The 21,036-nt window shown below is 49.8% G+C and carries 19 protein-coding genes; 11 read left to right on the top strand and 8 right to left on the bottom strand.

Annotated features, from left to right (window positions below; all coding sequences use genetic code 11):
- Nucleotides 1-112 precede the first annotated feature (112 nt).
- The 5 genes from BLP55_RS07035 to BLP55_RS07055 form a co-directional block, all read right to left on the bottom strand.
- Nucleotides 113-1,093: a LuxE/PaaK family acyltransferase gene (locus tag BLP55_RS07035; RefSeq protein ID WP_091141797.1), complete on the bottom strand. Its 981-nt coding sequence runs from the start codon at nucleotides 1,091-1,093 to the stop codon at nucleotides 113-115.
- A 74-nt stretch (nucleotides 1,094-1,167) separates the two neighbouring features.
- On the bottom strand, nucleotides 1,168-2,049 hold the full coding sequence (locus BLP55_RS07040) for a T9SS type A sorting domain-containing protein (RefSeq protein WP_091141638.1): 882 nt from the start codon (nucleotides 2,047-2,049) through the stop codon (nucleotides 1,168-1,170).
- 103 nt (nucleotides 2,050-2,152) lie between these two features.
- On the bottom strand, nucleotides 2,153-2,467 hold the full coding sequence (locus BLP55_RS07045; RefSeq protein ID WP_091141639.1) for a T9SS type A sorting domain-containing protein: 315 nt from the start codon (nucleotides 2,465-2,467) through the stop codon (nucleotides 2,153-2,155).
- Between the two features lie 411 nt (nucleotides 2,468-2,878).
- Nucleotides 2,879-4,066, bottom strand: a complete 1,188-nt coding sequence (locus BLP55_RS07050; RefSeq protein ID WP_091141640.1) for a hypothetical protein — start codon at nucleotides 4,064-4,066, stop codon at nucleotides 2,879-2,881.
- Nucleotides 4,067-4,112: 46 nt separating this feature from the next.
- Nucleotides 4,113-6,896 carry a TonB-dependent receptor gene (locus tag BLP55_RS07055; RefSeq protein ID WP_091141641.1) on the bottom strand — a complete coding sequence of 928 codons (2,784 nt, stop codon included), beginning with the start codon at nucleotides 6,894-6,896 and terminating at the stop codon, nucleotides 4,113-4,115.
- Between the two features lie 198 nt (nucleotides 6,897-7,094).
- Between BLP55_RS07055 and BLP55_RS07060 the strand changes: the two genes are divergently transcribed.
- Both BLP55_RS07060 and BLP55_RS07065 read left to right on the top strand, forming a co-directional pair.
- Nucleotides 7,095-7,781 (top strand): response regulator transcription factor, encoded by a 687-nt coding sequence (locus tag BLP55_RS07060; RefSeq protein ID WP_091141642.1) that lies wholly within the window; start codon nucleotides 7,095-7,097, stop codon nucleotides 7,779-7,781.
- A complete protein-coding gene (locus tag BLP55_RS07065) occupies nucleotides 7,781-8,827 on the top strand; it encodes a sensor histidine kinase (protein WP_091141643.1) in 1,047 nt (348 codons plus the stop codon). The genes BLP55_RS07060 and BLP55_RS07065 overlap by 1 nt, the downstream gene beginning before the upstream one ends.
- Before the next feature lie 212 nt (nucleotides 8,828-9,039).
- On the opposite strand, the gene BLP55_RS07070 is transcribed toward BLP55_RS07065, so the two are convergent.
- Entirely contained in the window at nucleotides 9,040-10,119 is a 1,080-nt protein-coding gene (locus tag BLP55_RS07070) for a glycosyltransferase (protein ID WP_091141644.1), read from the bottom strand.
- A gap of 79 nt (nucleotides 10,120-10,198) precedes the next feature.
- Between BLP55_RS07070 and trmB the strand changes: the two genes are divergently transcribed.
- The 3 genes from trmB to BLP55_RS07085 are packed head-to-tail and all read left to right on the top strand — an operon-like array spanning nucleotide 10,199 to nucleotide 11,847.
- On the top strand, nucleotides 10,199-10,873 hold the full coding sequence (gene trmB / locus BLP55_RS07075) for a tRNA (guanosine(46)-N7)-methyltransferase TrmB (protein WP_091141645.1): 675 nt from the start codon (nucleotides 10,199-10,201) through the stop codon (nucleotides 10,871-10,873).
- Nucleotide 10,874: 1 nt separating this feature from the next.
- The gene (locus tag BLP55_RS07080; protein WP_091141646.1) at nucleotides 10,875-11,510 is read left to right on the top strand and encodes a LysE family translocator; all 636 of its coding nucleotides are present in this window, start codon (nucleotides 10,875-10,877) and stop codon (nucleotides 11,508-11,510) included.
- Nucleotides 11,497-11,847: an MGMT family protein gene (locus BLP55_RS07085; protein WP_091141798.1), complete on the top strand. Its 351-nt coding sequence runs from the start codon at nucleotides 11,497-11,499 to the stop codon at nucleotides 11,845-11,847. Before BLP55_RS07080 ends, BLP55_RS07085 begins: the two co-directional genes overlap by 14 nt.
- Here BLP55_RS07085 and BLP55_RS07090 read toward each other — a convergent pair.
- Complete coding sequence (locus BLP55_RS07090; RefSeq protein WP_091141647.1) at nucleotides 11,844-13,163, bottom strand: sensor histidine kinase; 1,320 nt, start codon at nucleotides 13,161-13,163, stop codon at nucleotides 11,844-11,846. The genes BLP55_RS07085 and BLP55_RS07090 overlap by 4 nt on opposite strands.
- Nucleotides 13,160-14,503, bottom strand: a complete 1,344-nt coding sequence (locus BLP55_RS07095) for a sigma-54-dependent transcriptional regulator (protein WP_091141648.1) — start codon at nucleotides 14,501-14,503, stop codon at nucleotides 13,160-13,162. Before BLP55_RS07095 ends, BLP55_RS07090 begins: the two co-directional genes overlap by 4 nt.
- 154 nt (nucleotides 14,504-14,657) lie before the next feature.
- Here BLP55_RS07095 and BLP55_RS07100 point away from each other — a divergent pair, with 154 nt between their 5' ends.
- The 6 genes from BLP55_RS07100 to BLP55_RS07120 all read left to right on the top strand — a co-directional run bounded on the left by BLP55_RS07100 (nucleotide 14,658) and on the right by BLP55_RS07120 (nucleotide 21,028).
- Nucleotides 14,658-15,896, top strand: a complete 1,239-nt coding sequence (locus tag BLP55_RS07100; RefSeq protein WP_139149621.1) for an efflux RND transporter periplasmic adaptor subunit — start codon at nucleotides 14,658-14,660, stop codon at nucleotides 15,894-15,896.
- A gap of 68 nt (nucleotides 15,897-15,964) precedes the next feature.
- Nucleotides 15,965-16,417 (top strand): hypothetical protein, encoded by a 453-nt coding sequence (locus BLP55_RS07105; RefSeq protein WP_091141650.1) that lies wholly within the window; start codon nucleotides 15,965-15,967, stop codon nucleotides 16,415-16,417.
- Between the two features lie 18 nt (nucleotides 16,418-16,435).
- Complete coding sequence (locus BLP55_RS07110) at nucleotides 16,436-17,146, top strand: ABC transporter ATP-binding protein (RefSeq protein ID WP_091141651.1); 711 nt, start codon at nucleotides 16,436-16,438, stop codon at nucleotides 17,144-17,146.
- Nucleotides 17,147-17,150: 4 nt separating this feature from the next.
- Nucleotides 17,151-17,321: a hypothetical protein gene (locus BLP55_RS16975; protein WP_170826812.1), complete on the top strand. Its 171-nt coding sequence runs from the start codon at nucleotides 17,151-17,153 to the stop codon at nucleotides 17,319-17,321.
- The gene (locus tag BLP55_RS07115; RefSeq protein WP_091141652.1) at nucleotides 17,302-19,713 is read left to right on the top strand and encodes an ABC transporter permease; all 2,412 of its coding nucleotides are present in this window, start codon (nucleotides 17,302-17,304) and stop codon (nucleotides 19,711-19,713) included. Before BLP55_RS16975 ends, BLP55_RS07115 begins: the two co-directional genes overlap by 20 nt.
- Before the next feature lie 175 nt (nucleotides 19,714-19,888).
- Entirely contained in the window at nucleotides 19,889-21,028 is a 1,140-nt protein-coding gene (locus BLP55_RS07120; protein WP_170826813.1) for an Mrp/NBP35 family ATP-binding protein, read from the top strand.
- Nucleotides 21,029-21,036: the final 8 nt, after the last annotated feature.

A 21,036-nucleotide genomic window follows, 5' to 3' on the forward strand; every position in this document is an offset into this window, starting at 1 on the left:
TTTACAAAGTTTACGCGAAGTCCTCAAAGCCACAGAAAAGCCCCTTCTTTACTTTGCGGAAAACTTGGCGTCCCTTGCGGTAAAAAGAATACGGTAAAAATGACTCCTGCGGTTAAAGAACCATCAAATTGCACCCGCGGATATCCGAATGGTCAAAACGTCCCAACACTTCAAACGAGCCGTTGGGATTTTTTTTGCCCAAGTCCTGCGTCGCGATGAATGCGCAAGAATTGAGGTTGGCCAAGTCGATCACGTTGATCCCGCCCGTTTTGCCGTCGGGTAAATAGGCGAGGGCGTCTTCGGTATCGCGCACCAGGATGTGCATCCAATTCGGACATTCGAACACGCCGTGGCCGAGCGAGTAGGCCTGCGACAACAGTTCGGTCATGCCGTATTCTGAATGGATGGCCGGTACGCCAAAGCCTTGGCACAACTGGGCGTGCAACTCCTCGCGGATCATTTCGCGGCGGCGTCCTTTCATGCCGCCGGTTTCCATGACGATGGTGTTTTGGAGTTGGAATTGGTGTTTTTCGATCAAATCGAGTAGGGCATAGGTGACGCCAATCAGGATCATGTTTTGTCCCGATTTGTCTAATGCGACGAGTTTTTCGATGAGTCCGTCGTGGTCGCCCAGGTAAAATCCGCTGTCGGGATTGTTGGTGCGTTTGATCAAATCGTCGACCATGTATATCAGCGACGAGCCGCCGCGTTCCAGATACGACGGGAGCAAGGCGAGAACGACGTAATTTTCGATGTTGCCGTAGAATTGCGTAAAAGCGCTGCGATAACTTTGCTCGTACAGCGAAACGTCGGTCACCAAATGGCGGCTGTTGATAGATCCTGTCGTGCCGCTGCTCGTGAAGGTTTCCTGGATCGGATTGGTGCTGGAAATAACGTCACGTGTTTTGAAGAATTGTATCGGCAAGAACGGAATGTGTCGCAACGATTTTACTTCGCCTGCATTGATGTTCAAATGATCGCAAAATTCGCGGTACACCGCATTGTGTTCGTGCTGAAAACGGAACACCTTGAGTGCCGTCTTTTCGAACTGTTTGTGCGATGCGATCGGGAAAATGTCGGCTGCGGAAATCAAGGTTTTTGTTTGCAAAAATAGGAAATAAAAAAGCCCCGACGAATCGAGGCTTCTTGAATTATATCAGGATTCGATTACTCGATCACCAATTTCTTAGTAGCGGTTTTACCGGCTTCAGTAACTTTTACGATGTAAACACCAGCGCTCAAGTTTGAAACGTTGATTGGCGCATTGTTTACCGTAGCGGTCAACACTTGCTTGCCCAATACGTTGTAGATGGCTACAGACTTGGTTTCATTACTGTCTGAAGTGATGAACAAGTTACCGCCTTTTGCCGGGTTAGGGTAAACTTTCAAACCAGCGATGTTGAATTGCTTGGTAGCCAAAGCAAAAGTGCCGAAAGGAACCAATTCAGAAAAAGCAGTTGAAGTTTGGCAAGTACCAAAAGTATCCAAAGCAGCTACACCGCCATAAGTCCACTGTGCAGAGTTGAAGTTTGAGCCACTTGCAGTAGTGCCATTGTTTCTTTTTGCCCATGAATCCAAATACTCCCAGTCAAGACCAGTTCCGTCTGTGTCAGAAGTACCGAATTGGTCTACTACCGTTGTGCTGGCGGTTTCGATCAATCTCAAACGGTCGTCTCCGTTAACGTTCATTGGTTGCGGAACACCTGTGCCAACACCTGAGTAAATCACATTGCCCGAAGGGATGCCTGCAAATTCAGCTGCGAATACCGGCCCAACAACAGCAGGATCGCCGTGCACGACATACACAAAAGCATTTGTTTTTGACCCCAGTGGCGCCAAAGACATGGTTTGTCCCCAAGTACCGGCAGTGGCATTGGTTTGATTCTCTACAGAATAAGCACCAAAGTCAACAGTTCCGTTCGCGTAGATTTCCAATACTTTTGGATTACCACCCGCACAGTCGCCGTCCATGATGCCCGTAATAATCGGCTGTGCGAATGAAGCGGCTGCACCAACCAACAATAAAGATAAAGTGTAAAGTTTTTTCATTTTTTCTGTTTTAGTTTATGCGACAAAGATAAGACTATTTCCCCATGATAGAAAAATAGCCGTGTAAAAATTATATTAAATTAAAAGGGATAAAACGCGAAAATTACTTGACAATCAGTTTTCTGGTTGCCGTGGCTTCGCCTTCGCGGATCTTGATGATGTAGACACCCGGCGACAGCGTCGAGATGTTGAGTTCCTTGGAGTTCATCACGGCCTGTAAAACTTTTTTGCCGAGTACGTCAAAAATAGCCACTTCTTTGTCGGCGAGCGACTTGGAAGTAATGTAAATCTTTCCACTGCTAACCGGGTTTGGGTAGAATTCCAAACCGTCGATGGTTTGTTTGCCTTCCTGCGCCGAGACCGAGACCGCAAAGCAACAAAACAGCAGCGCTGTGAGAAATAAGTATTTTTTTGTCATGGCATTATTTGATTGGGTAAAAGTATGAAATTAATTTCAATTATTGCGCCAAAAGTACGATGCACAGCAAATTAAGTCGATGTATTGATGAATGTCGGTGTCACGGGATTGGCGTTGGGGGAAAACGAGTGTCAAAATGGCGTGTTGGCCGTGCCGAATCGCATCGATTTTCAAAGTTCAAAAATTAACAAAATGTACAGAATATCTGTATCCGAGTTATCATTTAATTTTTTAGGGATATACCTACTTTGCCCCCTACCCTAGCGCCAAAATACGGTTTTTAATAGAAGGTTCATTACAGATAAACTGTAAATCGGGTAGATGCCGACGATTTCTGGACTAAGCTCTCGGTTTGGCTTGTGTAAAAAAAAAACACCCCGAAGGGTGTTTTTCCAACTAATTCAAAATAGGTTATTGCAACAAGTTCACACCGTCGACAACAGCCCAAGCTCCAGGTGTAATCGAAGCGCCTGTGGTAGTGCCCAGTGTGTAGTTTGTTCCCAAAAAGTCAACCGTAAAACCAGTAGCACCGCCAAATTGCGAGGTGCCGTCGGTGATTTGTACGTTCAACAATTTAATTTTACCCGTGTTTACCTGATCGGTATTGGTGGCGGCGTCTTGAATACGGACCGCAGTCGAACCCGATGTAGTGTAACCAGAAATCAAGATGTTGCTGAAAGCACCGTTACCTTGTTTCTTGAACTGGATGGCATCGTATTCAGCGGCAGAAGAACCCCCTTCAGTGATGGTGCCGGCCGCTCTCTTCAAGGTAATGTTGTTGATTACCGGCCAAAAGGCGTTGTTGTAGCTTTTGGCCTCGATTTCCATACCAAAGTTTCCGGTACCTACCTGGTAAGCATACCAGTTGCTGTTGCTTTGGCCTCTCCAACCATCTTGCCAGTCGAATGAATCGTCGTAGTTTCCGTAAGAGATCAGGTTGGTGGCACTGACCGTACCGCCGTAGAATTCGAATCCGTCATCGGCACCTTTGTAAGAAACAAGGTTTTCCAAAACGGTTCCTGTTCCTACAGAGTAGAACGAAAACCCGTTCATTTCACTGGTTCCATCGGTGATTTTTTTACCGGCATACTCTACCCTTACGTAACGCAATGAACCACCGTTGTGTGCGGCGTTCGATCCGCCGTAAGTATAGGCAGTATTGGCATCGTTGGTCAAGCCGTCTTCGGCAGTTGCGGTGCCCACGCCGGCAGCGCCCACGATTGGCGCGTCGCCGTACATGATGATGCCACCCCAAGAACCCGGCACTTTCGAAACCTCTGTACAAACGATTGGTTCGGCAGCCGATCCGTTCATGATCAACTTTCCGCCGTTTTCCACTACGATGGCATCGGTGCCGTTGGTCACGTCTGCAGTGATGGTAGAACCCGCGTCGAAGGTTACCGTTACGCCGGCCTTGATTTTATAAACGCCTCTCAAGGTGTAGTTTCCTTTGATAAAATTTTGGTTAGAAGTGGCGTTTCCACTGATTTCTCCACTTCCCACAGGCGGCGTGTAGATTCCATCCTCATCATCATCCGATGAACACGAGTTCAGGAAAAGCGTCGCGGCAAAGGCCAACAATAAAAATTTTGTTTTCATAATTTCTGTTTTAATTGTGTTTAAAATATTTAATAGTTATGGTAATTTAGAACGTGTAATTGATGTTGAGCGAAAAGCCGGTCCCCCGCTTGAACGTCCGTACGGTCAGGTCAGATTCGGTGATGTTGACTTTGCTGTCTTTGCCCAGTTCGCGCTTAAAAGTGGGGTTGAGGATGTTGTCTACCGCCAATTTCAGGTCGATGTTTTGGCTTAGCTTGCTCGACCATACAAAATCTAGTTTGTGGAACGGCTTTTCGTAAATGTTGTCCAATCCGGCGGTTCCTACGGCATAGATGCGGTCGCCCGAAACTCCGTAAACAAACGAAATTGTGTTTTTCATTTCTTCGTTGAATTGGAAATCGTATTTGATATCGGCATTGACCACCCAGTTCGCGGCGCCCTGCAAATCCCTTTTGGCGTTGTTCTCTAGCGGATTTGTGACCAGGTCGACTTCTACTTCGGTTTGCATCAAGGAGGTGTTGAAGCCAAAAGAGAAGGCGTCAAATGCCGGAGCAATGCGGCTCAGCTGCAGCAACAATTCAAATTCAGCGCCATACAAAGTTGCCTTTTGCGAATTTTGGTAGGTGGTAATCTGACCGCCACTGCTGGCCGTAGGGATGAATACGCGTTCGATAGGATTGTCGATTTGTTTGCCGAAAACGCCCACGGCGATCAATTCTTTGTTGGTCGGGAAAATCTCGTATTTCACATCGAGGTTCAGGTTGTCGCTGTTGTCAAGGTTCGGATTACCCAGTTCGACGGTCCCATCCGGATTGACGTATTGGATGGGCATGACTTCGATAGACACCGGCTTGGTAATGGTTTTTGATCCCGCCAGGCGAATATTGCTGATGTCATTCAACGCATATTTTACGTTGACCGACGGCAAGATGTCCAGTTTTTCCTTTTCGATCTTTCGGTACTTTGCCGAGAAGTCGTCGCTGATTTGGCGGTATTTGATTTCGCGCAGCGAGTTTTCGGCACGCAATCCGGCATTGATTTCCCATTTTTCGCCAAAGTTGAAAAACGCGTTCAGGTATCCGGCATTAACCGTTTGCAGCAACTTCGATTTGTAGTCGCCCGTAGATTCTTCGGTAAAGCGCAACAATCCAGAAGCCACGTCTTGATTGATCCTGTCGTCGATGTCGTTGAGGCTTGCCACATACGACGTAGACACAAGAGGTTTTCCGAAAACGAAACGATAGGACGACACTTCTTCGTTGTTGAAACCATTATAACCGATCGCAATTTTGTTGGACTTCCCGTTGGCCTTTTCGTTGAATTTCAGGCTGTATTCCAACATCGACGAAAAGTAGCGGTCGCCCGAAACGTCAAGGAATTGGCGGATCAAATTGTTGCCGCCATAAGTGGTATTGATTTCGGTGTCGTTGATTTTTTCGCCGGTGATGAACTTTCGGTCGGGTTGGCCAAATGAGGTTTTGACATAAGCGATGCCGCCTTTGACGCTGTGCTTGCCATTCTCGGTGATTGCATAATCGGCGAGCAATTGGTTGTTCCAATATTCAGACTCTTCGAACTGGTTGGCCCGTATAAGAATGTTGGGATTGTTCGACAAACTGTTGGTGTAACCCAACTGGTCCTGGATAATGCTCGACGTAGAACGCAGGAAGAACGAATTCACAGCCAGCCCCAACCTGTTCGATTTGTAACGGATCCCGGCAAGTCCGGAAAAGGAAGTGTTGTAGCTGTATTTTGAGGTAGACAAATTGTTGTCATAATTGCCTTGACCCTGGTTGAACGTACGGTCTACCCCTTTTCTGATCTGGTAGTTGTTGTCGCCATTTATCGAAACGATGTAATTGATCTTGCCCGTATCGCCAATGTTGAACTTCTCGGCATGGAGCATCGTGATGCTGCTGTTGATGGGGCTCGAAGTGCGGTCTACATTCCAGGAATTTTGTTTGGAAGACTCGGCATATTGATCGGGTGTGGCGACCTTTCCGGACGGCCTCCCGCCATAGTAGTATGGCAATTCGCGGTCCTTGCCCACCAAACCAAGAAATCCTTGCGTGTTGTTGGCGTCTTCGGAAATAAGGAAATCTTCGCCGTTGTTGGCCGTCGTAAAACCAAACCCGACACCCAGTTTGGTAATGCTGGTGCGTGGCTGAGCCGTTTCGACATTGATTGTCGCCCCCGCAAAATCACCCGGGATATTGGGATTGAATGTTTTGTACACACTCAATACACCCACAATATCGGTTGGGAACAAGTCAAGCGGGATGATCTTTTTGAACGGACTGTTCGAAGGCGCTTGCAAATCATTAATCAACAGATTGTTGTATCGGTCCTCGAGCCCGCGCACGAACAGGCCGCGCGATTCTACTTTGGCAATTCCGGTAATTTTCGTCAAGCCTTCTTCGACATCGCTGACGCCTTTCCTGGACATTTCCTGCGCGCCGATGCTTTGCTTGATTTCTACTGCTTTTTTTTGTTCCAACAGTAGGGCCGTCTCTTTCTCGCGTGTGACGGCGGCCTGGATTTGGACATCCTGCAAAGTATAAGCCCCAGAGCCCAACGCCTTGTTGATCGTACGCGTTTCGCCGCCGGCAATCGTAAAGGTTTCCTCTACGTTCTCATATCCCAGGAAGCTAAATACGATGGTGTGTGTTCCCGCAGGAACTGCAATGGTATAGTTGCCGTCGGCATCTGTTGTCACGCCCAGTGTCGTGCCTTTGATGACCGCATTGGCAAAGGGCAGTGTCGCATTGTTCGCTTCTTTGTCGGTCAGTGTTCCCGTTACGGTTCCTTTTTCTTGTGCGAAGGAGACCGAAATCAAAAACAAGGCGGCAAATAAAAATTGAATTTTCATCTTAAAAGTTTAGGTTTTGAATGGGGCAAAGTAAGGGTCGCGCTGTAAAGTTCGTGTTAGTGCGCCGTTACGATTTGGTTGGTAAAATATTACCAAATGGTTAACATATTAAATTACGGTTAACCGATAAATCCGTATATTGTTTTATATTTACATTTACGGCGCAATTGAAGATTTTTACACCCAAATGCCGCTATCATGAAGAAAAAAGACATCAAGATTTTATTGGTCGACGACGAGCCGGATATCCTCGAAATCGTAGGCTACAACCTCTCGCAAGAAGGGTACCAGATTGTCACCGCCGAGAACGGCAAAGAAGCGATCGCCAAGGCCAAGAAAGAACATCCGCAATTGATCATAATGGATGTCATGATGCCAGAAATGGATGGAATGGAAGCCACCGAAGCCATCCGCAAAACCCCCGAACTCAAAGACGTCATCATCACGTTCCTCACCGCGCGCAGCGAGGACTATTCGCAAGTGGCCGGTTTCGACGCCGGTGCAGACGATTACATTACCAAGCCCATCAAACCCAAGTTGCTCGTGAGCAAGGTCAAGGCGTTGTTGCGTCGCCTCAAAGACGACGACGGAAAGAACTCCGAGACGCTCAATGTAGGTGGTATCGAAATCAACCGCGAAGAGTACAAAATCATCAAGGACGAGGCCGAGATCGTGTTGCCGCGCAAGGAGTTTGAATTGTTCTACCTGCTCGCGTCAAAGCCGGGCAAAGTGTTCAAACGCGACGAGATCCTCGACAAGGTTTGGGGCAACGAAGTCATCGTAGGCGGACGCACCATAGACGTACACATCCGCAAGCTGCGTGAAAAGATCGGCGACGATTATTTCAAGACCATCAAAGGCGTGGGCTATAAGTTTGAAGTTTAATGCAAACAAAGTTCAAGAAAACATACCGCTTTGCGATCAAGTCGTCGCTGTACATCACGCTTTTCTCGACGGGCCTCGCAGCGATCTTGCTTTATTTTTTCTTGACTTTTTCATGGGAATTCCTGATTTATTTTGCGGTGTCGGTCGCCGCATTTTCCTTTTTTGTGATCCAGTACCGCGTCGAGCACTTCATTTACCGACGCGTCAAAAAAATCTACGACGACGTTTCGCTGCTCGAATCCTCTACGTTTAGGACGCAGCCCGTGACCACCGACATGGCCACGCTTATGCACGAAGTCAAGAAGTTCGCATCCGACAAAAAAGTCGAGATCGAGATGCTCAAGGTGCGCGAGGAATACCGCCGCGAATTTCTGGGCAATGTGTCGCACGAGCTCAAGACGCCGTTGTTTACCGTTCAGGGCTATCTTTCTACGTTGCTCGATGGGGCCATGTCCGACAAAACCGTACGCAAGAAATACCTCGAACGCGCCGAGAAAGGTGTAGAGCGGCTCATCCATATCGTGCAGGATCTCGACATGATTTCGAAATTGGAAGTAGGCGATTTGAACCTCGATTTGACCGATTTCGACATCGTCAAACTCATCCAGGAAGTATTCGATTTGCTCGAGATCGAGGCGTCCAAAAAAGACATCTTGCTGCTGTTCGACATGCGCTACAACAAGCCCATCATGGTCAGGGCCGATGCCGAGAAGATCGAACAAGTGGTAATCAATCTGGTCATGAACTCGATCAAATACGGCAAGGACAAGGGGTCTACCGAGGTCAGCGTCGAGAGTTTGACCGACAAAAAAATCATCGTACGTATCAACGACAATGGCGTGGGCATCGAAAAACAGCACGTGCCGCGGCTGTTCGAACGTTTTTACCGCGTAGACCAAAGCGGTTCGCGCGACGCGGGCGGATCGGGGCTCGGGCTCTCGATCGTCAAACACATCATCGAGGCGCACGGCGAGAAAATCTATGTAGAAAGCCAGTACGGCAAAGGTTCGGAGTTTTCGTTTACGTTGGAAAAGGCGTTCGCGTGAAGGCCGATTTTTTGATTTTTCCCAAGGCGGGTTTTGTTTGTCGCGGACGATGAAAACTTTAACAAAAAGTACAGATTTCCTGTATCCAAGTTTGCGCGTACTTTGTTAGGGGTAAACCTTACTCCCCCTGCCCTTACTAGTGAAAAACTACGAAAAATTTCAATACCCTTCCTACAGAAAATCTATACATTTTACCCGAAAGGCAAAAAATGTCATTTCACCAAAACATCTTTCTCGAAAATACCGAACAATTGCTTCCAGTGGATGTCGGTTTTGGTTTTGGGCAACCCTTTGAAAATGTCGATTTCGAGCAAATTCCCCAAATGAAAATCTTCCTGCTTGGCATAGGGGACAAGCCCGTCGCGTTTGAGTTTTTTGGCCAAATATTCTTGTTCGTATTGCCCTGGCGTGGGAATAAAGAACGATTTTTTACCGAGCTGCGCCAAATCCATCACGGTCGTGTAACCCGAGCGGCACAATACTTTCTCCGATTCATTGAACGCCAGTTCCAGCTGTTCGGTGGTCATGAAGTTGTAGTGCGTGATACGTCCGATTTGTTCCTTTTTTTGCTTGGATTCGACCTTTCCGCTGATAAAAATAACGTTCCCGTCAAATTGCTGTAGTTCTTCGCGGAGCTGGCTTTCGAGCATGCCGCGTTGCGGTTCTGGCCCCGAAATTATGGCCATGAGGTCGTACTTTTTGGGCACGTCCAGTTTCCTGAACCGACTCAGTGGCCCGATGTAACGGATCTTGTCGTCGGTTTTTTTGAGGTGGCCGAGTTTTCCCGTCAGGTTGGGTTTTTCCTCGAAATCGGGCACCCAACATTCGACATATTTCTTGATGATGTAGCGGTGCATCTTGCTCGAAAGCCAGGTCGTATTGCCCGTGAGCACATTGAGTTGGTGCGTGATGAACACCGATGGAACTTTTTTGCTGAACACGCCCAGCCGGTTGTCCGAAATGATCCCGCTCAGGTTGTGTTGCTTGACCCACTGCTTGACGATTTTTTTTTCGGCCATGATCGCGTCGACCATCTTGGGCACGTTGGACAACATCTTCCATTTGAAATTCGCGCCGTTCTTGGCATATTCGATTTCATACGACGGCAGCTCGAGTGTTTGCAAATGCGGAAATTCCTTGCGCAGCATGTCGAGCGCGACGCCGTCCGAGGCCAAAATCGGATTAAAACCCTGTTGCTGGAGCGCGTTGATGATGGGGATGCAACGCGTGGCGTGCCCGAGCCCCCAGTTGAGCGGGGCCACGAGGATGTTGAGGTCAGGCTGAGGTCTCATCTTCGGTCTAAATGATCGCAAGGTAAAAACATTAGTCGTCTTGGATATTTCGTTAATTTTGCGAAAACATTAAATTATCGTGGGCAGTAAAAATAAGCTAAAAAGATTTAGGGAAAACGAAACCTTTTCGAATGTCATCCAACCAACGCGCGACGAAGTGACTTCGGGGCAATTCGCGCTCAAAGGCAAGTGGCGCACCGATTTTTTCAAGAACGATCATCCGCTGGTGCTCGAACTCGGTTGCGGCAAAGGCGAATATACCGTGGCGCTCGCGCAACAATTTCCCGACAAGAACTTCATAGGTGTCGACATCAAGGGTGCGCGGTTCTGGCGCGGGGCAAAGACCGCCGAGCATGGCGCGATCAACAATGCCGCATTTTTGCGGTCGCAAATCGAACTCATCGACCATTTGTTTGCCGAAGGCGAAGTCGATGAGATCTGGATCACGTTTCCCGATCCGCAAATCAAATACAAACGCACCAAGCACCGCATGACCAATTCAGATTTCCTGCACCGGTACAAAAAAGTCCTCAAACCAGACGGGCTCATGCACCTCAAGACCGACAGCGAATTCATGCACGGCTACACGCTGGGGCTTTTGCACGGGCAGGGGCACGAGGTGTTGTACGCCAACCACAACATTTACCGCAACGAAGGCGCGCCGCCCGAAGTGACTGGAATCCAGACGCACTACGAGCAAATGTATTTGGAAATTAACAAAGCAATTACGTATATTCGGTTTAAAATAAAATGACATGAATATTGCGCTGCCGCTGTTCTTGGGATTCCTGGCGTCGTCCGTCGGGATTACGCCACCGGGACTCATCAACATGACGGCCGCCAAAGTGGGTTTGAAGGAGGGGCGCACACCCGCGCTCGTCTTTTCGGCCGGGGCGTCGCTGGTGGTGGTTTGCCAGGCACTCATCGCCGTTTTGTTCGCCAAGTTTCTCGACAAACACCCCGAAGTGATCGTGCTGCTGCGCGAAGTAGGACTGGCCATTTTCGGGGCGCTCACGATTTATTTTTTTGTCGCCGGACGCAAGGCCAAACCCGAGAAGAAAGAAATCAAACTCCACAGCAAGCGCAGCAGGTTTTTTATGGGCATGTTGCTCTCGTCGCTCAACTTTTTCCCGATCCCGTTTTATGTGTTCATCAGCCTGATGCTGTCGTCGTACAAGCTGTTCGTTTTCGAGAAAATCCAGATTTATCTTTTTGTGTTGGGGGCGGGGCTCGGCGCTTATTTTGCGTTTTATTGCTACATCGCCTTTTTCAAGAAGATGGAATTGCGCACGCAGTTTTTGCTCAAGAACATGAATTACATCATCGGCTCGGTCACGGGGCTCGTCTCGGTGCTGACGCTTTTTGAAATACTCGACTATTATTTTGGTTAAGACAAAGAACCCAAACAACGACAACTTTTTCGAACGCGTGTACGACATTGCGCGGCAAATCCCCTACGGCCGTGTCACATCTTACGGTGCGATCGCCAAGGTGTTGGGCAGCGCGCGCTCGGCACGTATGGTGGGCTGGGCGATGAATGCCACCGGCGAAAGGGAAGATGTTCCGGCGCACCGCGTCGTGAACCGCATCGGCATGCTTACAGGCAAGCACCATTTCGACGGTACGAATTTGATGCAACAGTTGTTGGAGAGCGAAGGGGTGGCGGTAAAAAACAACCAGGTTGTCGCGTTTGACCAACTTTTTTGGGACCCTGCCCAAGCCGACTAAATCAACAGACACACGATAAATTCCGTCCGGCCCTCGTCCGAAGTATAACTCAGGTACCCGCCGTGCGCCTCGATGATGTTTTTCGACAACGTGAGTCCGATGCCCGCGCCGTCTTTTCTTGTCGTAAAGAATGGTAGGAAAATCTTGTCCTGGATTTGTTTTTCGATGCCTTTTCCGGTGTCCGATATCGTCAAAAACACACGGCCGTTTTGCATAGACGAGGTCAGGAAAATCTTGCGTTCGTCTTTTTCCTTGAGCGCGTGCAGGCTGTTGGTGAGCAGGTTGATGACCACCTGTTCGATTTGTTTTTTGTCGACCGGGACCGCGCGCGGTACATCGACTTCGTTAAGGACCGAAATGCCGTCTTGTTTGAGCATCGGTTGCATCACGAGCAAACATTCGGCGATGAGTTGGTTGAGGTCGGTTGGTTGTTTTTCGGGCGACGGCAGCATGGTAAGTTTGCGGTAATTCTCGACAAAAAACTGTAAATGGTTCGATCGGTTGACGATGGTCGAAAGCCCTTGCCGCACATCTTCGAGATCGTCTTTGTCAAGCGAATCTTGTCGTACAATGTCCTGTATGCTTTGCGACAGCGACCGAATCGGCGTGAGCGTGTTCATGAGTTCGTGCGAGATGATTTTCATCAGGTTGATCCACGCCATCTTCTCTTTTTTCTCGATGACTTTCTGGATCGAATCGAGCAAAATCACGTAATAATCCTGCCCATAGGATTGCGTTTTCGAGGTCTGTATCGAATAGGTCTGCAATTCCCTTTCGTCGATGCGGATGTCTACCGAGGTCTTCATTTCGGCAAAACCGCTGTTTTCGATTTCTTGGCAAAACGTAGGCAGCTTGGCGCGCAAGTGATCCCAATGGCTGAATTTGGGTACGCCAAAAAGTGTCGAAAAATAATCGTTCATCAAAAAAATGTCCCACGTGTTGCCGCTTTTTCGAAGGATTACCACGGCTGTGTCGACATTGTTCAAAATAGAAGTGTACACGTGCTCGCGCGATACCTGTTCGAACTGCCGCCGCTTGAGCGTTTCATACAATTCAAACAGTTTTTCGTAATTGCCCTTGCGCAGGTTTTCGGGAAAGTTCGACGAAAAATCGTTGTGCAGGATCGACAGTATCGTTTTGTCGTAAAACAGCATGCGGTTGCGGATGTAAAAGTACAGTTCTGCACCGAAGACGGCCACAATGACCAACGTAAACACCGCGCTGTACGGATACGCGCGCAGCACCAGTGCAATGCCCAAAGCGATGAGCGCCAGCAGCCAGAAAATCCGAAGGAACAACGCGTTGTGGAACTTCATGGCCTTAAATCGTATTTTTCCATGCGACGGTACAGCGCCGCACGTGACAGGCCGAGTTCTTCGGCGGTATTGGAGATGTTGCCCGCGTGTTTGGCCAAAGCCTTTTCGATCGCGTTTTTCTCGAGGTCGGACAACATACTTTCGTCGGTTGTGGCCGTTGGCGTAAAATCAAAAATATCGAGTTGCGACACCAAAATCACGTTGTCGTCCGACAGGATCACGGCGCGTTCGATTTTGTTCTCCATCTCGCGGATGTTGCCGGGCCACGGGTATTTCTCGAGCCATTCGAGGTTGTGCGCATCGAACGACAGCTTGGCGTTGTTGTATTTTTCGCCGGTTTGCGCGAGCAGGAATTCGGCCATCGCCCTGATGTCGCCCTGCCGTTCCCGCAGCGGCGGAATCGTAATTTCCATGGTGTTGATGCGGTAAAACAAATCTTCCCGAAAATGCTTTTTCTTGACCTGGGCCGCAATGTCGATGTTGGTGGCCGTAATGATGCGCACGTCGAGCGGCCGCGGCTTGCTCTCGCCCAAACGCGTCACGGTTTTGGTTTGCAGAACCGACAGTAATTTGGATTGCAGGTGTAATGGGATGTTGCCTATTTCGTCCAAGAAAATGGTCCCGCCCGAAGCCGCTTCGAAGCGCCCCGGGGTATCGACCTTGGCGTCGGTAAAGGCGCCGCGCGCATAGCCGAACAGTTCGCTCTCGAACAAATTTTCGCTCAGGCTGCCCAAATCGACATGAACAAATGGTTGGTCTTTTCTGTTGGAATGTTGGTGGATGTGCGACGCGAACACGAATTTGCCCGTGCCGTTTTCGCCCAGCAAAAGCACGTTGGCATCGGTCTTGGCCACCTTTTCGGCCATCAAATAGGCTTGCTTGATCTTGGGCGATTGCCCGATGAAATAGGTTTTTTGCGATGCAAAATCGATGGGCTTTTTTTGGCGTTTGCGGCTTTCGGCGAGCGCGTTTTCTACGGTTTGCAGCAGTTTGTCGTTCTCCCAGGGTTTGAGCACATAATCGAATGCGCCCACCTTGATGCCTTCGACGGCGGTTTCGATCTTGCCGAATGCCGTCATCAAAATCACGCATGTATGCGGCGAATGGGCTGTAATTTCCTTGAGCCAGTGGATGCCTTCGCGTCCGTCCTCGAAACCAATGCGGTAGTTCATGTCGAGCAGCACCACATCTACCGTTTGCTCGGCCAAAAATTGGTAAAGCTGCCGCGGTGCGCTCGTGGTCAGGACGGTTTCGAAATGTTTTTTGAGGACGAGTTTGGCCGCAAACAGGATTTCTTCCTGGTCGTCGACCACCGCAATACACGCTTGTTTTTTTCTCATGGATTATACTGTCCGTTTGCGGACAACAACTGTTCATTATCGGACACCGGTCTATTTTTTATTAACATTTAAAAAATTGAAAATCAACAATTTGAAACTTTTTTATTTTCTGGCACGCTATTGTTTATGACCATGCCGAAAACAGATAAGACCCATGGATACCGCAATCAAAAGTAAAAGTAAAAAATTTAAGTTCGCCACGCTAGCGGCGATCGGAATTTTGGCCTTTGCGACCATGGCGTACTTGTCGTTCTCGAAAAAAAAGAGCCTCAACGTCAAGACGAATGAAATATTGGTCAAGACCGCCAGCGAGGAGTATTTCGAGGATTTTATGGTGTTCCAGGCACGTGTCGAACCGCTCAACGCGATGCTCGTGAACATTGTCGAAGGCGGGTCGGTGCAGGAGATTTTTGCCGAGAACGGGTCGCGTGTAGAAAAAGGCCAGGCGCTCGCCAAACTCTACAACCCCAATTCTGAACTCAACTACATGACGCAGGAAACGGCCATCATCGAACAGATGAACAATTTGAACGTGGGCAAGCTCAACATCCGCAACCAGGAATTGCAGCTCACGCAGGATTTGCTCTCGATCGAACACGATTACAACGATGCCAAACGGCTGCACGATCTGAACAAAAAACTGTTCGAGAAAGACGTGATTTCGCGCAACGAATGGCACGCCATCGACGAAAACCTGCGGTTCCAGCGCGAACGCCGCAACAACATCCAGCTTGCGATTCAAAAGGAGAAACAGTCGAACCAAGTGCAAATCGCACAAATCAACCGTTCGATCGCGACCATGGAGAAAAGCCTCGAGATCCTGCGCAGCAACAAAAAGAATTTCCTGATTACCGCGCCGGCATCGGGCGTGTTGACTTCGTTCGAGCCGATCCTGGGCAAGTCATATCCATCGGGCGAAAGCATCGGCAAGATCGATGTGATGCAGGGTTACAAGCTCGTGGCCGATGTCGATGAATTTTACCTCGAGAAAGTTGCCGTGGGGCAAAAAGGGCAAATCGATTACAAAGGCGAAATGCTCGAAGTGACCGTCATCAAAGTCCTGCCCGAGGTCAAGGGCGGCCGTTTCCAGCTCGAGTTGTCTTTTTCCAAGACCGATCTGGTGCTGCAACGCGGGCTCAGTTTTGGCGTCAAGCTAACGCTGTCCGAAAAGCAAAAGGTGCTCGTGGTTCCCAAAGGCCAGTTCTACAGCGAAACCGCGGGGCAATGGATTTTTGCCGTCAACGGGAACCAAGCCGTCCGTAAGCCCATCAAAATCGGCCGCGAAAACCCCGATTATTACGAAGTTTTGGGCGGTCTAAAGCCGGGCGACCGCGTGGTGACCTCGTCCTACGCCGACTACAAAGACATCGAAGTGCTCAAGATAACCCAATAAACAATAGCAATAAATAATAGACAATAAATTATACCAGTTTCAATCATCAATCAAAATCATCAACAATCATGAGAGCAATCAAAATTTTAGCAATCGTATTTTTCGCACTGATCGCGACACAGGCGCTGGCCAACGGTGGGAACACCACTTTTAAGGGCAACATCACCGCCTCGGGGACGCATTTTGTCAAGGGCACTTCGAGCGCGCGCTGGAGCAACGCCAATTCGCAAACGACGACCAGGGCCCATTACGCCAACTTTGACGGCGAGACCTTTGTGTCGCTTGTGGCCTACGACAAACAAACCGATGTGCTGCTCGAATCGCGCATCAAGGTCGCCAAAGGCCAGTTGTGTATGATTGTCGAGAACAGCCAGGGCGAAGTCCTGCTGGAAAAGACGTTCCAAAAAGACGAGACGATTTACGCGCAGCTTACCTTTGACGTGTACGAACATTACAAAATCCGTTTCATCGGCGAGGCGACCAAGGGTTCGTACCAATGCCAGTGGACCGCGCTCAACTAATCCATCAAAAAACGAATTATGATCACCATTTCCAACCTCTCCAAGATTTTTCGTACCGAAGAAGTCGAAACCGCAGCACTGGCGGGTATCGACCTGCAAATCAACCAAGGCGACTTTTTGTCGATCATGGGGCCGTCGGGTTGCGGCAAATCGACACTGCTGAACATCGTCGGATTGCTCGACAGCGCTTCGGGCGGCAGCTACCAATTGCTCGGTCGCGAAATGATTGGGCTCAAGGAGCAAAACCGCGCCGCCGTGCGCAAGGAACACATTGGTTTCATCTTCCAGAATTTTAACCTGATCGACGAACTTTCGGTATTCGACAACATCGAATTGCCGCTCATTTACAACGGCGTCAAATCTGCCGAGCGCAAGCAAAAAGTCGAGACCATTGCCGAGAAGCTGGGTATCACGCACCGGTTGAAGCATTTCCCACAACAACTTTCGGGCGGCCAGCAGCAAAGGGTGGCCGTCGCGCGCGCACTGGTCAACGACCCGAAGATCATTTTGGCCGACGAACCCACGGGCAACCTCGATTCCAAAAACGGCAACGAAGTCATGGAACTGCTGACCGATCTGCACGCCAAGGGCGCGACCATCCTGATGGTGACCCATTCCGATTACGACGCGTCGTTTTCGCAGCGCACGATCCACATGAAGGACGGTGTGGTGTTTTCTGAAAAGAAAAACCAGCGCAATGTCGATGTGTTCATGGACGCTAAAAACTAGGGCCATGGTCAAAGTCATCGTATCGTTGGCCGCTGCCGCCAGCACGGTGTTCGGGCAAATCGTCGAAGCCGAGGTCAAGCCCAAACCCGAACCGATCAAAAAAGAACTGTTGAATCCCGTGCCGACCGATAAACCGGCCGCCAAAACCTGTCGTCATGATTCGAAATTGGCTTAAGATATTTATTTACCAGTTGCGCCAGAGCCTGTTGTTCTCGGGGCTCAATACGCTGGGGCTCGCCATTGGTATTGCGGGCATTGTGTTTGCGATTTTGTACTGGAACGAAGAACATTCGTACAACGCCTGGAACCCCGAGAAAGACAAGGTTTTTCAGGTGGTGGTAGACATGGGGAAAGACATGCGCTGGGCTTACAACGTAGCGCCACTGGGGCCGATCTTGAAAGAAAAAGCACCCGAAGTCGAGAGCATCCTGTACTACAACAACAATTACTTCAACGAAATCTTCAAATACAACGGCAAGAAAGAACTTGTCGAAAGGATTTTCGATGCGCAGGCACCTTTTTTCTCGATGTTTCCGTTTGAATTTGTCAAGGGAAGCGCCCAGAACCCCGTGCCCGACAACAACAGCGTCGCACTTTCCGAAAAAACCGCCGAACGTATTTTTGGAAGCGTCGACCCGATGGGAAAAATCATCCAATATGCCGGTCGCGACCTGGTGGTGAAAGATGTCTACCGCATCCCGGGCAAATCGTCTGTCATGCCCGATGCGGTGATCAATTTCATGAAGGCCAAACTCGACGGCAACATGACCGAATGGGGAAATTTTAATTTCGGGATGTCGGTCAAGCTCAAGGATCCGGCCGATCGCGCGGCGGTCGAGAAGAAAATCGACGACATCTTTTATGAACACCGCACCTTGTCGTGGGCCAAGGAAGCCGGCATGACGCCCGAGGCGTTCGCCGAGAAGTACGGCAACCTCAAATCGAGCCTCGAGCCGCTCAGCACGGTAAGGTTGCACGCCACAGCCGACGGGTATCCGGAGGGTTCGGGCAACTACCAGTTCCTGCTCATCATGGCGGGGCTTTCGGTGCTGATCCTGATCCTGTCGATCGTCAACTATGTGAACCTGGCCACGGCCAACGCAATCAAACGCGCCAAGGAAGTCGGCGTGCGCAAAATCATAGGCGCGAGCAAGGGCAACATCGTATGGCAATTTTTGTTCGAGACCACGCTGCTGTCGCTGTTTGCGGTGTTGCTGTCGCTGGCCATCGTCGAATTGTCGTTGCCGTATTACAACGAATTCCTGAACAAGGAGCTCGTCATGGTGGGCGCGCAATTCTATTGGCAAATCGCCTGTGTCTTTGTGGCCGTGGTGGTGGTCGCGGGGATTTTTCCGGCCATGTATGTCGCGAATTTCGAATCACTCAAAGTACTCAAGGGCAATTTCGGGCGCAGCAAAAGCGGCGTTTGGTTGCGCAACGGCATGCTGATCTTGCAGTTTTCGATCGCGTCGTTTTTTATCATCGGATCGTACATCGTATACAGCCAGGTCAACTACATCAGCAACAAGGATCTCGGGTTCAAGGGCAATCAGGTAATGTCGGTGTTGTTCAGGTTCAAGCAAGGCGAAACCAATTTCGACCGCTACAAGATGATCAAGCAGGAATTGCTCAAGATCAAAGGCGTGGTCGATGTGTCGGCGGGCGGATTCGATTTCGGCAGCGGCTCGGGATCGTCGTCGGGGTTCAGTTACAAAGGCGGCCAGAACATCCAGGCCAAGAACATGCCGATGGATTACAACATGCTCGATATGATGAACATCAAACTCGTCGACGGGCGTAGTTTTGATCCCAAAATTGCTTCGGACACGGTCAACGTGATGATGGTCAACCAAACCGCGGCGGCCATGATTGGCGCGAAAAATACCTTAGGCACCGAAATCGACTGGAACAACAACAAGCTCAAAATCATTGGCGTGGTGCAGGATTTTCACGTGACGGGGCCACACGAACAAATTCCGCCCATGGCCTTTTTTCACTACAAAACCATCAAGTGGATGCAGGAAAACATGAGCAAGATTTTCATCAAGATCGACCCGCAAAACACCGAGGGTACGCTTGCCGCCATCGAAAAATTCTGGACACAAAAGGTCGATACCGAGTATCCGTTCGGGTACCAGTTCGTAGACCAGAAATTCGCGCGTACGTACGAGCAGTTCGTCAAGCAAAAAAACCTGTTTTCGCTGTTGAACATCGTCGTAATCCTGATCGCGTTGTTCGGGTTGTTTGCGCTGGCTTCGTATTCGATCGAACGCCGTATGAAGGAAATTGCCATCCGCAAGACGCTGGGCGCCGAAACGTCGTCGTTGCTCAAGGAACTCTCGCGGCAGTACCTGGTGTTTTGTGTGATCGGGTTTGTGGTGGCCTTTGTGCCGACGCTTTACGTGCTGCAGCTGTGGCTCGAGAATTTTGCCTACCGCATTTCGATTTCGGTCGCGCCTTTTGTCATCGGGTTTGTCGTGTTGTGCGCGCTCACGATCGCCATCGTGCTCGCCAAGGCCTACCAGGCCACACGTATCGATGTGCTCAAATACCTTAAATACGAGTAGTTTGATCCATCATAAATTGGGAAAAGGCAGGTTCGCGAGGGCCTGCTTTTTTTATGCAAAACGACAATTCTGCTATCGATAATTTCGATTTTTTGGCATTTGTTTGTGAACTTTTCACCGTATCTTTGCTGCGGAATGTCCAGACTCCATTTGGTCGAAATAGGGCAACAACATTATGAAACCAGACAGAAAGCAAATCCTTGCGGCACTCGAGACCATCACGGTTGCCGGCGAAGGAAAAAACATGGTCGAAAGCGGCGCAGTCACCAACGTGCTTACCTTTGGCGACGAGGTGGTCGTCGATTTGACGATTGCCACGCCGGCCATGCACATCAAGAAACGCGCAGAAGACGACATCCGCAAACTCATCCACGAAACATTTTCGCCAGAAATAAAGGTCAAGGTCAACATCAAGGTCGAAGTGCCCGAGAAAGAAAACCCGAACCAAATCAAAGGTAAACCCATTCCTGGAATCAAGAACATCGTGGCCGTGGCCTCGGGCAAAGGCGGCGTCGGCAAATCGACCGTGACGGCCAACCTTGCCGTGACACTCGCCCGAATGGGCTTTTCGGTAGGGGTTTTGGACGCCGATATTTACGGGCCTTCGATGCCGATCATGTTCGATGTCGAAAGTGAAAAACCCGTTTCGATTACCGTCGACGGCCGTTCCAAAATGAAACCCATCGAAAGCTACGAAGTCAAGATCCTTTCCATCGGATTCTTTACCGCGCCCAGCCAGGCCGTCATTTGGCGTGGTCCTATGGCCGCCAAGGCGCTCAACCAGATGATTTTTGATGCCGATTGGGGCGAGCTCGACTTTTTGCTCATCGATTTGCCGCCGGGCACAGGCGACATCCACCTGTCGATCATGCAGGCGCTGCCCATTACAGGTGCCGTCGTGGTCAGTACACCGCAAGCCGTGGCGCTGGCCGATGCCAAGAAAGGCGTGGCGATGTTCCTGTCGGACGCGATCAACGTCCCGGTGTTGGGCATCATCGAAAACATGGCCTATTTTACGCCGCAGGAATTGCCGAACAACAAATACTATATCTTTGGGAAAGAAGGCGCCAAAAACCTCGCCGAGGATTTGAACGTGCCATTTTTGGGCGAAGTGCCCATTGTGCAGTCCATCCGCGAAGCCGGCGATTATGGGCGTCCAGCGGCCATGCAAACCGCGTCGGTCATCGAATCGGTGTTCGAAGAAGTGACCCGAAATGTCGTCCAGGAAGTCGTCGACCGCAACCAAAATCTGCCGCCCACCGAAGCCATCAAGATCACCACCATGGCGGGCTGTTCGGCCGTTAAAAAGAAATAATGAGCTTT

It is taken from the genome of Flavobacterium caeni (genome assembly GCF_900101895.1).
Lineage (GTDB): Bacteria > Bacteroidota > Bacteroidia > Flavobacteriales > Flavobacteriaceae > Flavobacterium > Flavobacterium caeni.

Excerpts from the sequence above, each read along its gene's own strand:
- BLP55_RS07040 (WP_091141638.1), bottom strand. The coding sequence starts at position 2,049 with ATGAAAAAACTTTACACTTTATCTTTATTGTTGGTTGGTGCAGCCGCT.
- BLP55_RS07045 (WP_091141639.1), bottom strand. The coding sequence starts at position 2,467 with ATGACAAAAAAATACTTATTTCTCACAGCGCTGCTGTTTTGTTGCTTT.
- BLP55_RS07050 (WP_091141640.1), bottom strand. The coding sequence starts at position 4,066 with ATGAAAACAAAATTTTTATTGTTGGCCTTTGCCGCGACGCTTTTCCTG.
- BLP55_RS07055 (WP_091141641.1), bottom strand. The coding sequence starts at position 6,896 with ATGAAAATTCAATTTTTATTTGCCGCCTTGTTTTTGATTTCGGTCTCC.
- BLP55_RS07060 (WP_091141642.1), top strand. The coding sequence starts at position 7,095 with ATGAAGAAAAAAGACATCAAGATTTTATTGGTCGACGACGAGCCGGAT.
- BLP55_RS07065 (WP_091141643.1), top strand. The coding sequence starts at position 7,781 with ATGCAAACAAAGTTCAAGAAAACATACCGCTTTGCGATCAAGTCGTCG.
- BLP55_RS07070 (WP_091141644.1), bottom strand. The coding sequence starts at position 10,119 with ATGAGACCTCAGCCTGACCTCAACATCCTCGTGGCCCCGCTCAACTGG.
- BLP55_RS07080 (WP_091141646.1), top strand. The coding sequence starts at position 10,875 with ATGAATATTGCGCTGCCGCTGTTCTTGGGATTCCTGGCGTCGTCCGTC.
- BLP55_RS07090 (WP_091141647.1), bottom strand. The coding sequence starts at position 13,163 with ATGAAGTTCCACAACGCGTTGTTCCTTCGGATTTTCTGGCTGCTGGCG.
- BLP55_RS07095 (WP_091141648.1), bottom strand. The coding sequence starts at position 14,503 with ATGAGAAAAAAACAAGCGTGTATTGCGGTGGTCGACGACCAGGAAGAA.
- BLP55_RS07100 (WP_139149621.1), top strand. The coding sequence starts at position 14,658 with ATGGATACCGCAATCAAAAGTAAAAGTAAAAAATTTAAGTTCGCCACG.
- BLP55_RS07105 (WP_091141650.1), top strand. The coding sequence starts at position 15,965 with ATGAGAGCAATCAAAATTTTAGCAATCGTATTTTTCGCACTGATCGCG.
- BLP55_RS07110 (WP_091141651.1), top strand. The coding sequence starts at position 16,436 with ATGATCACCATTTCCAACCTCTCCAAGATTTTTCGTACCGAAGAAGTC.
- BLP55_RS16975 (WP_170826812.1), top strand. The coding sequence starts at position 17,151 with ATGGTCAAAGTCATCGTATCGTTGGCCGCTGCCGCCAGCACGGTGTTC.
- BLP55_RS07115 (WP_091141652.1), top strand. The coding sequence starts at position 17,302 with ATGATTCGAAATTGGCTTAAGATATTTATTTACCAGTTGCGCCAGAGC.
- BLP55_RS07120 (WP_170826813.1), top strand. The coding sequence starts at position 19,889 with ATGAAACCAGACAGAAAGCAAATCCTTGCGGCACTCGAGACCATCACG.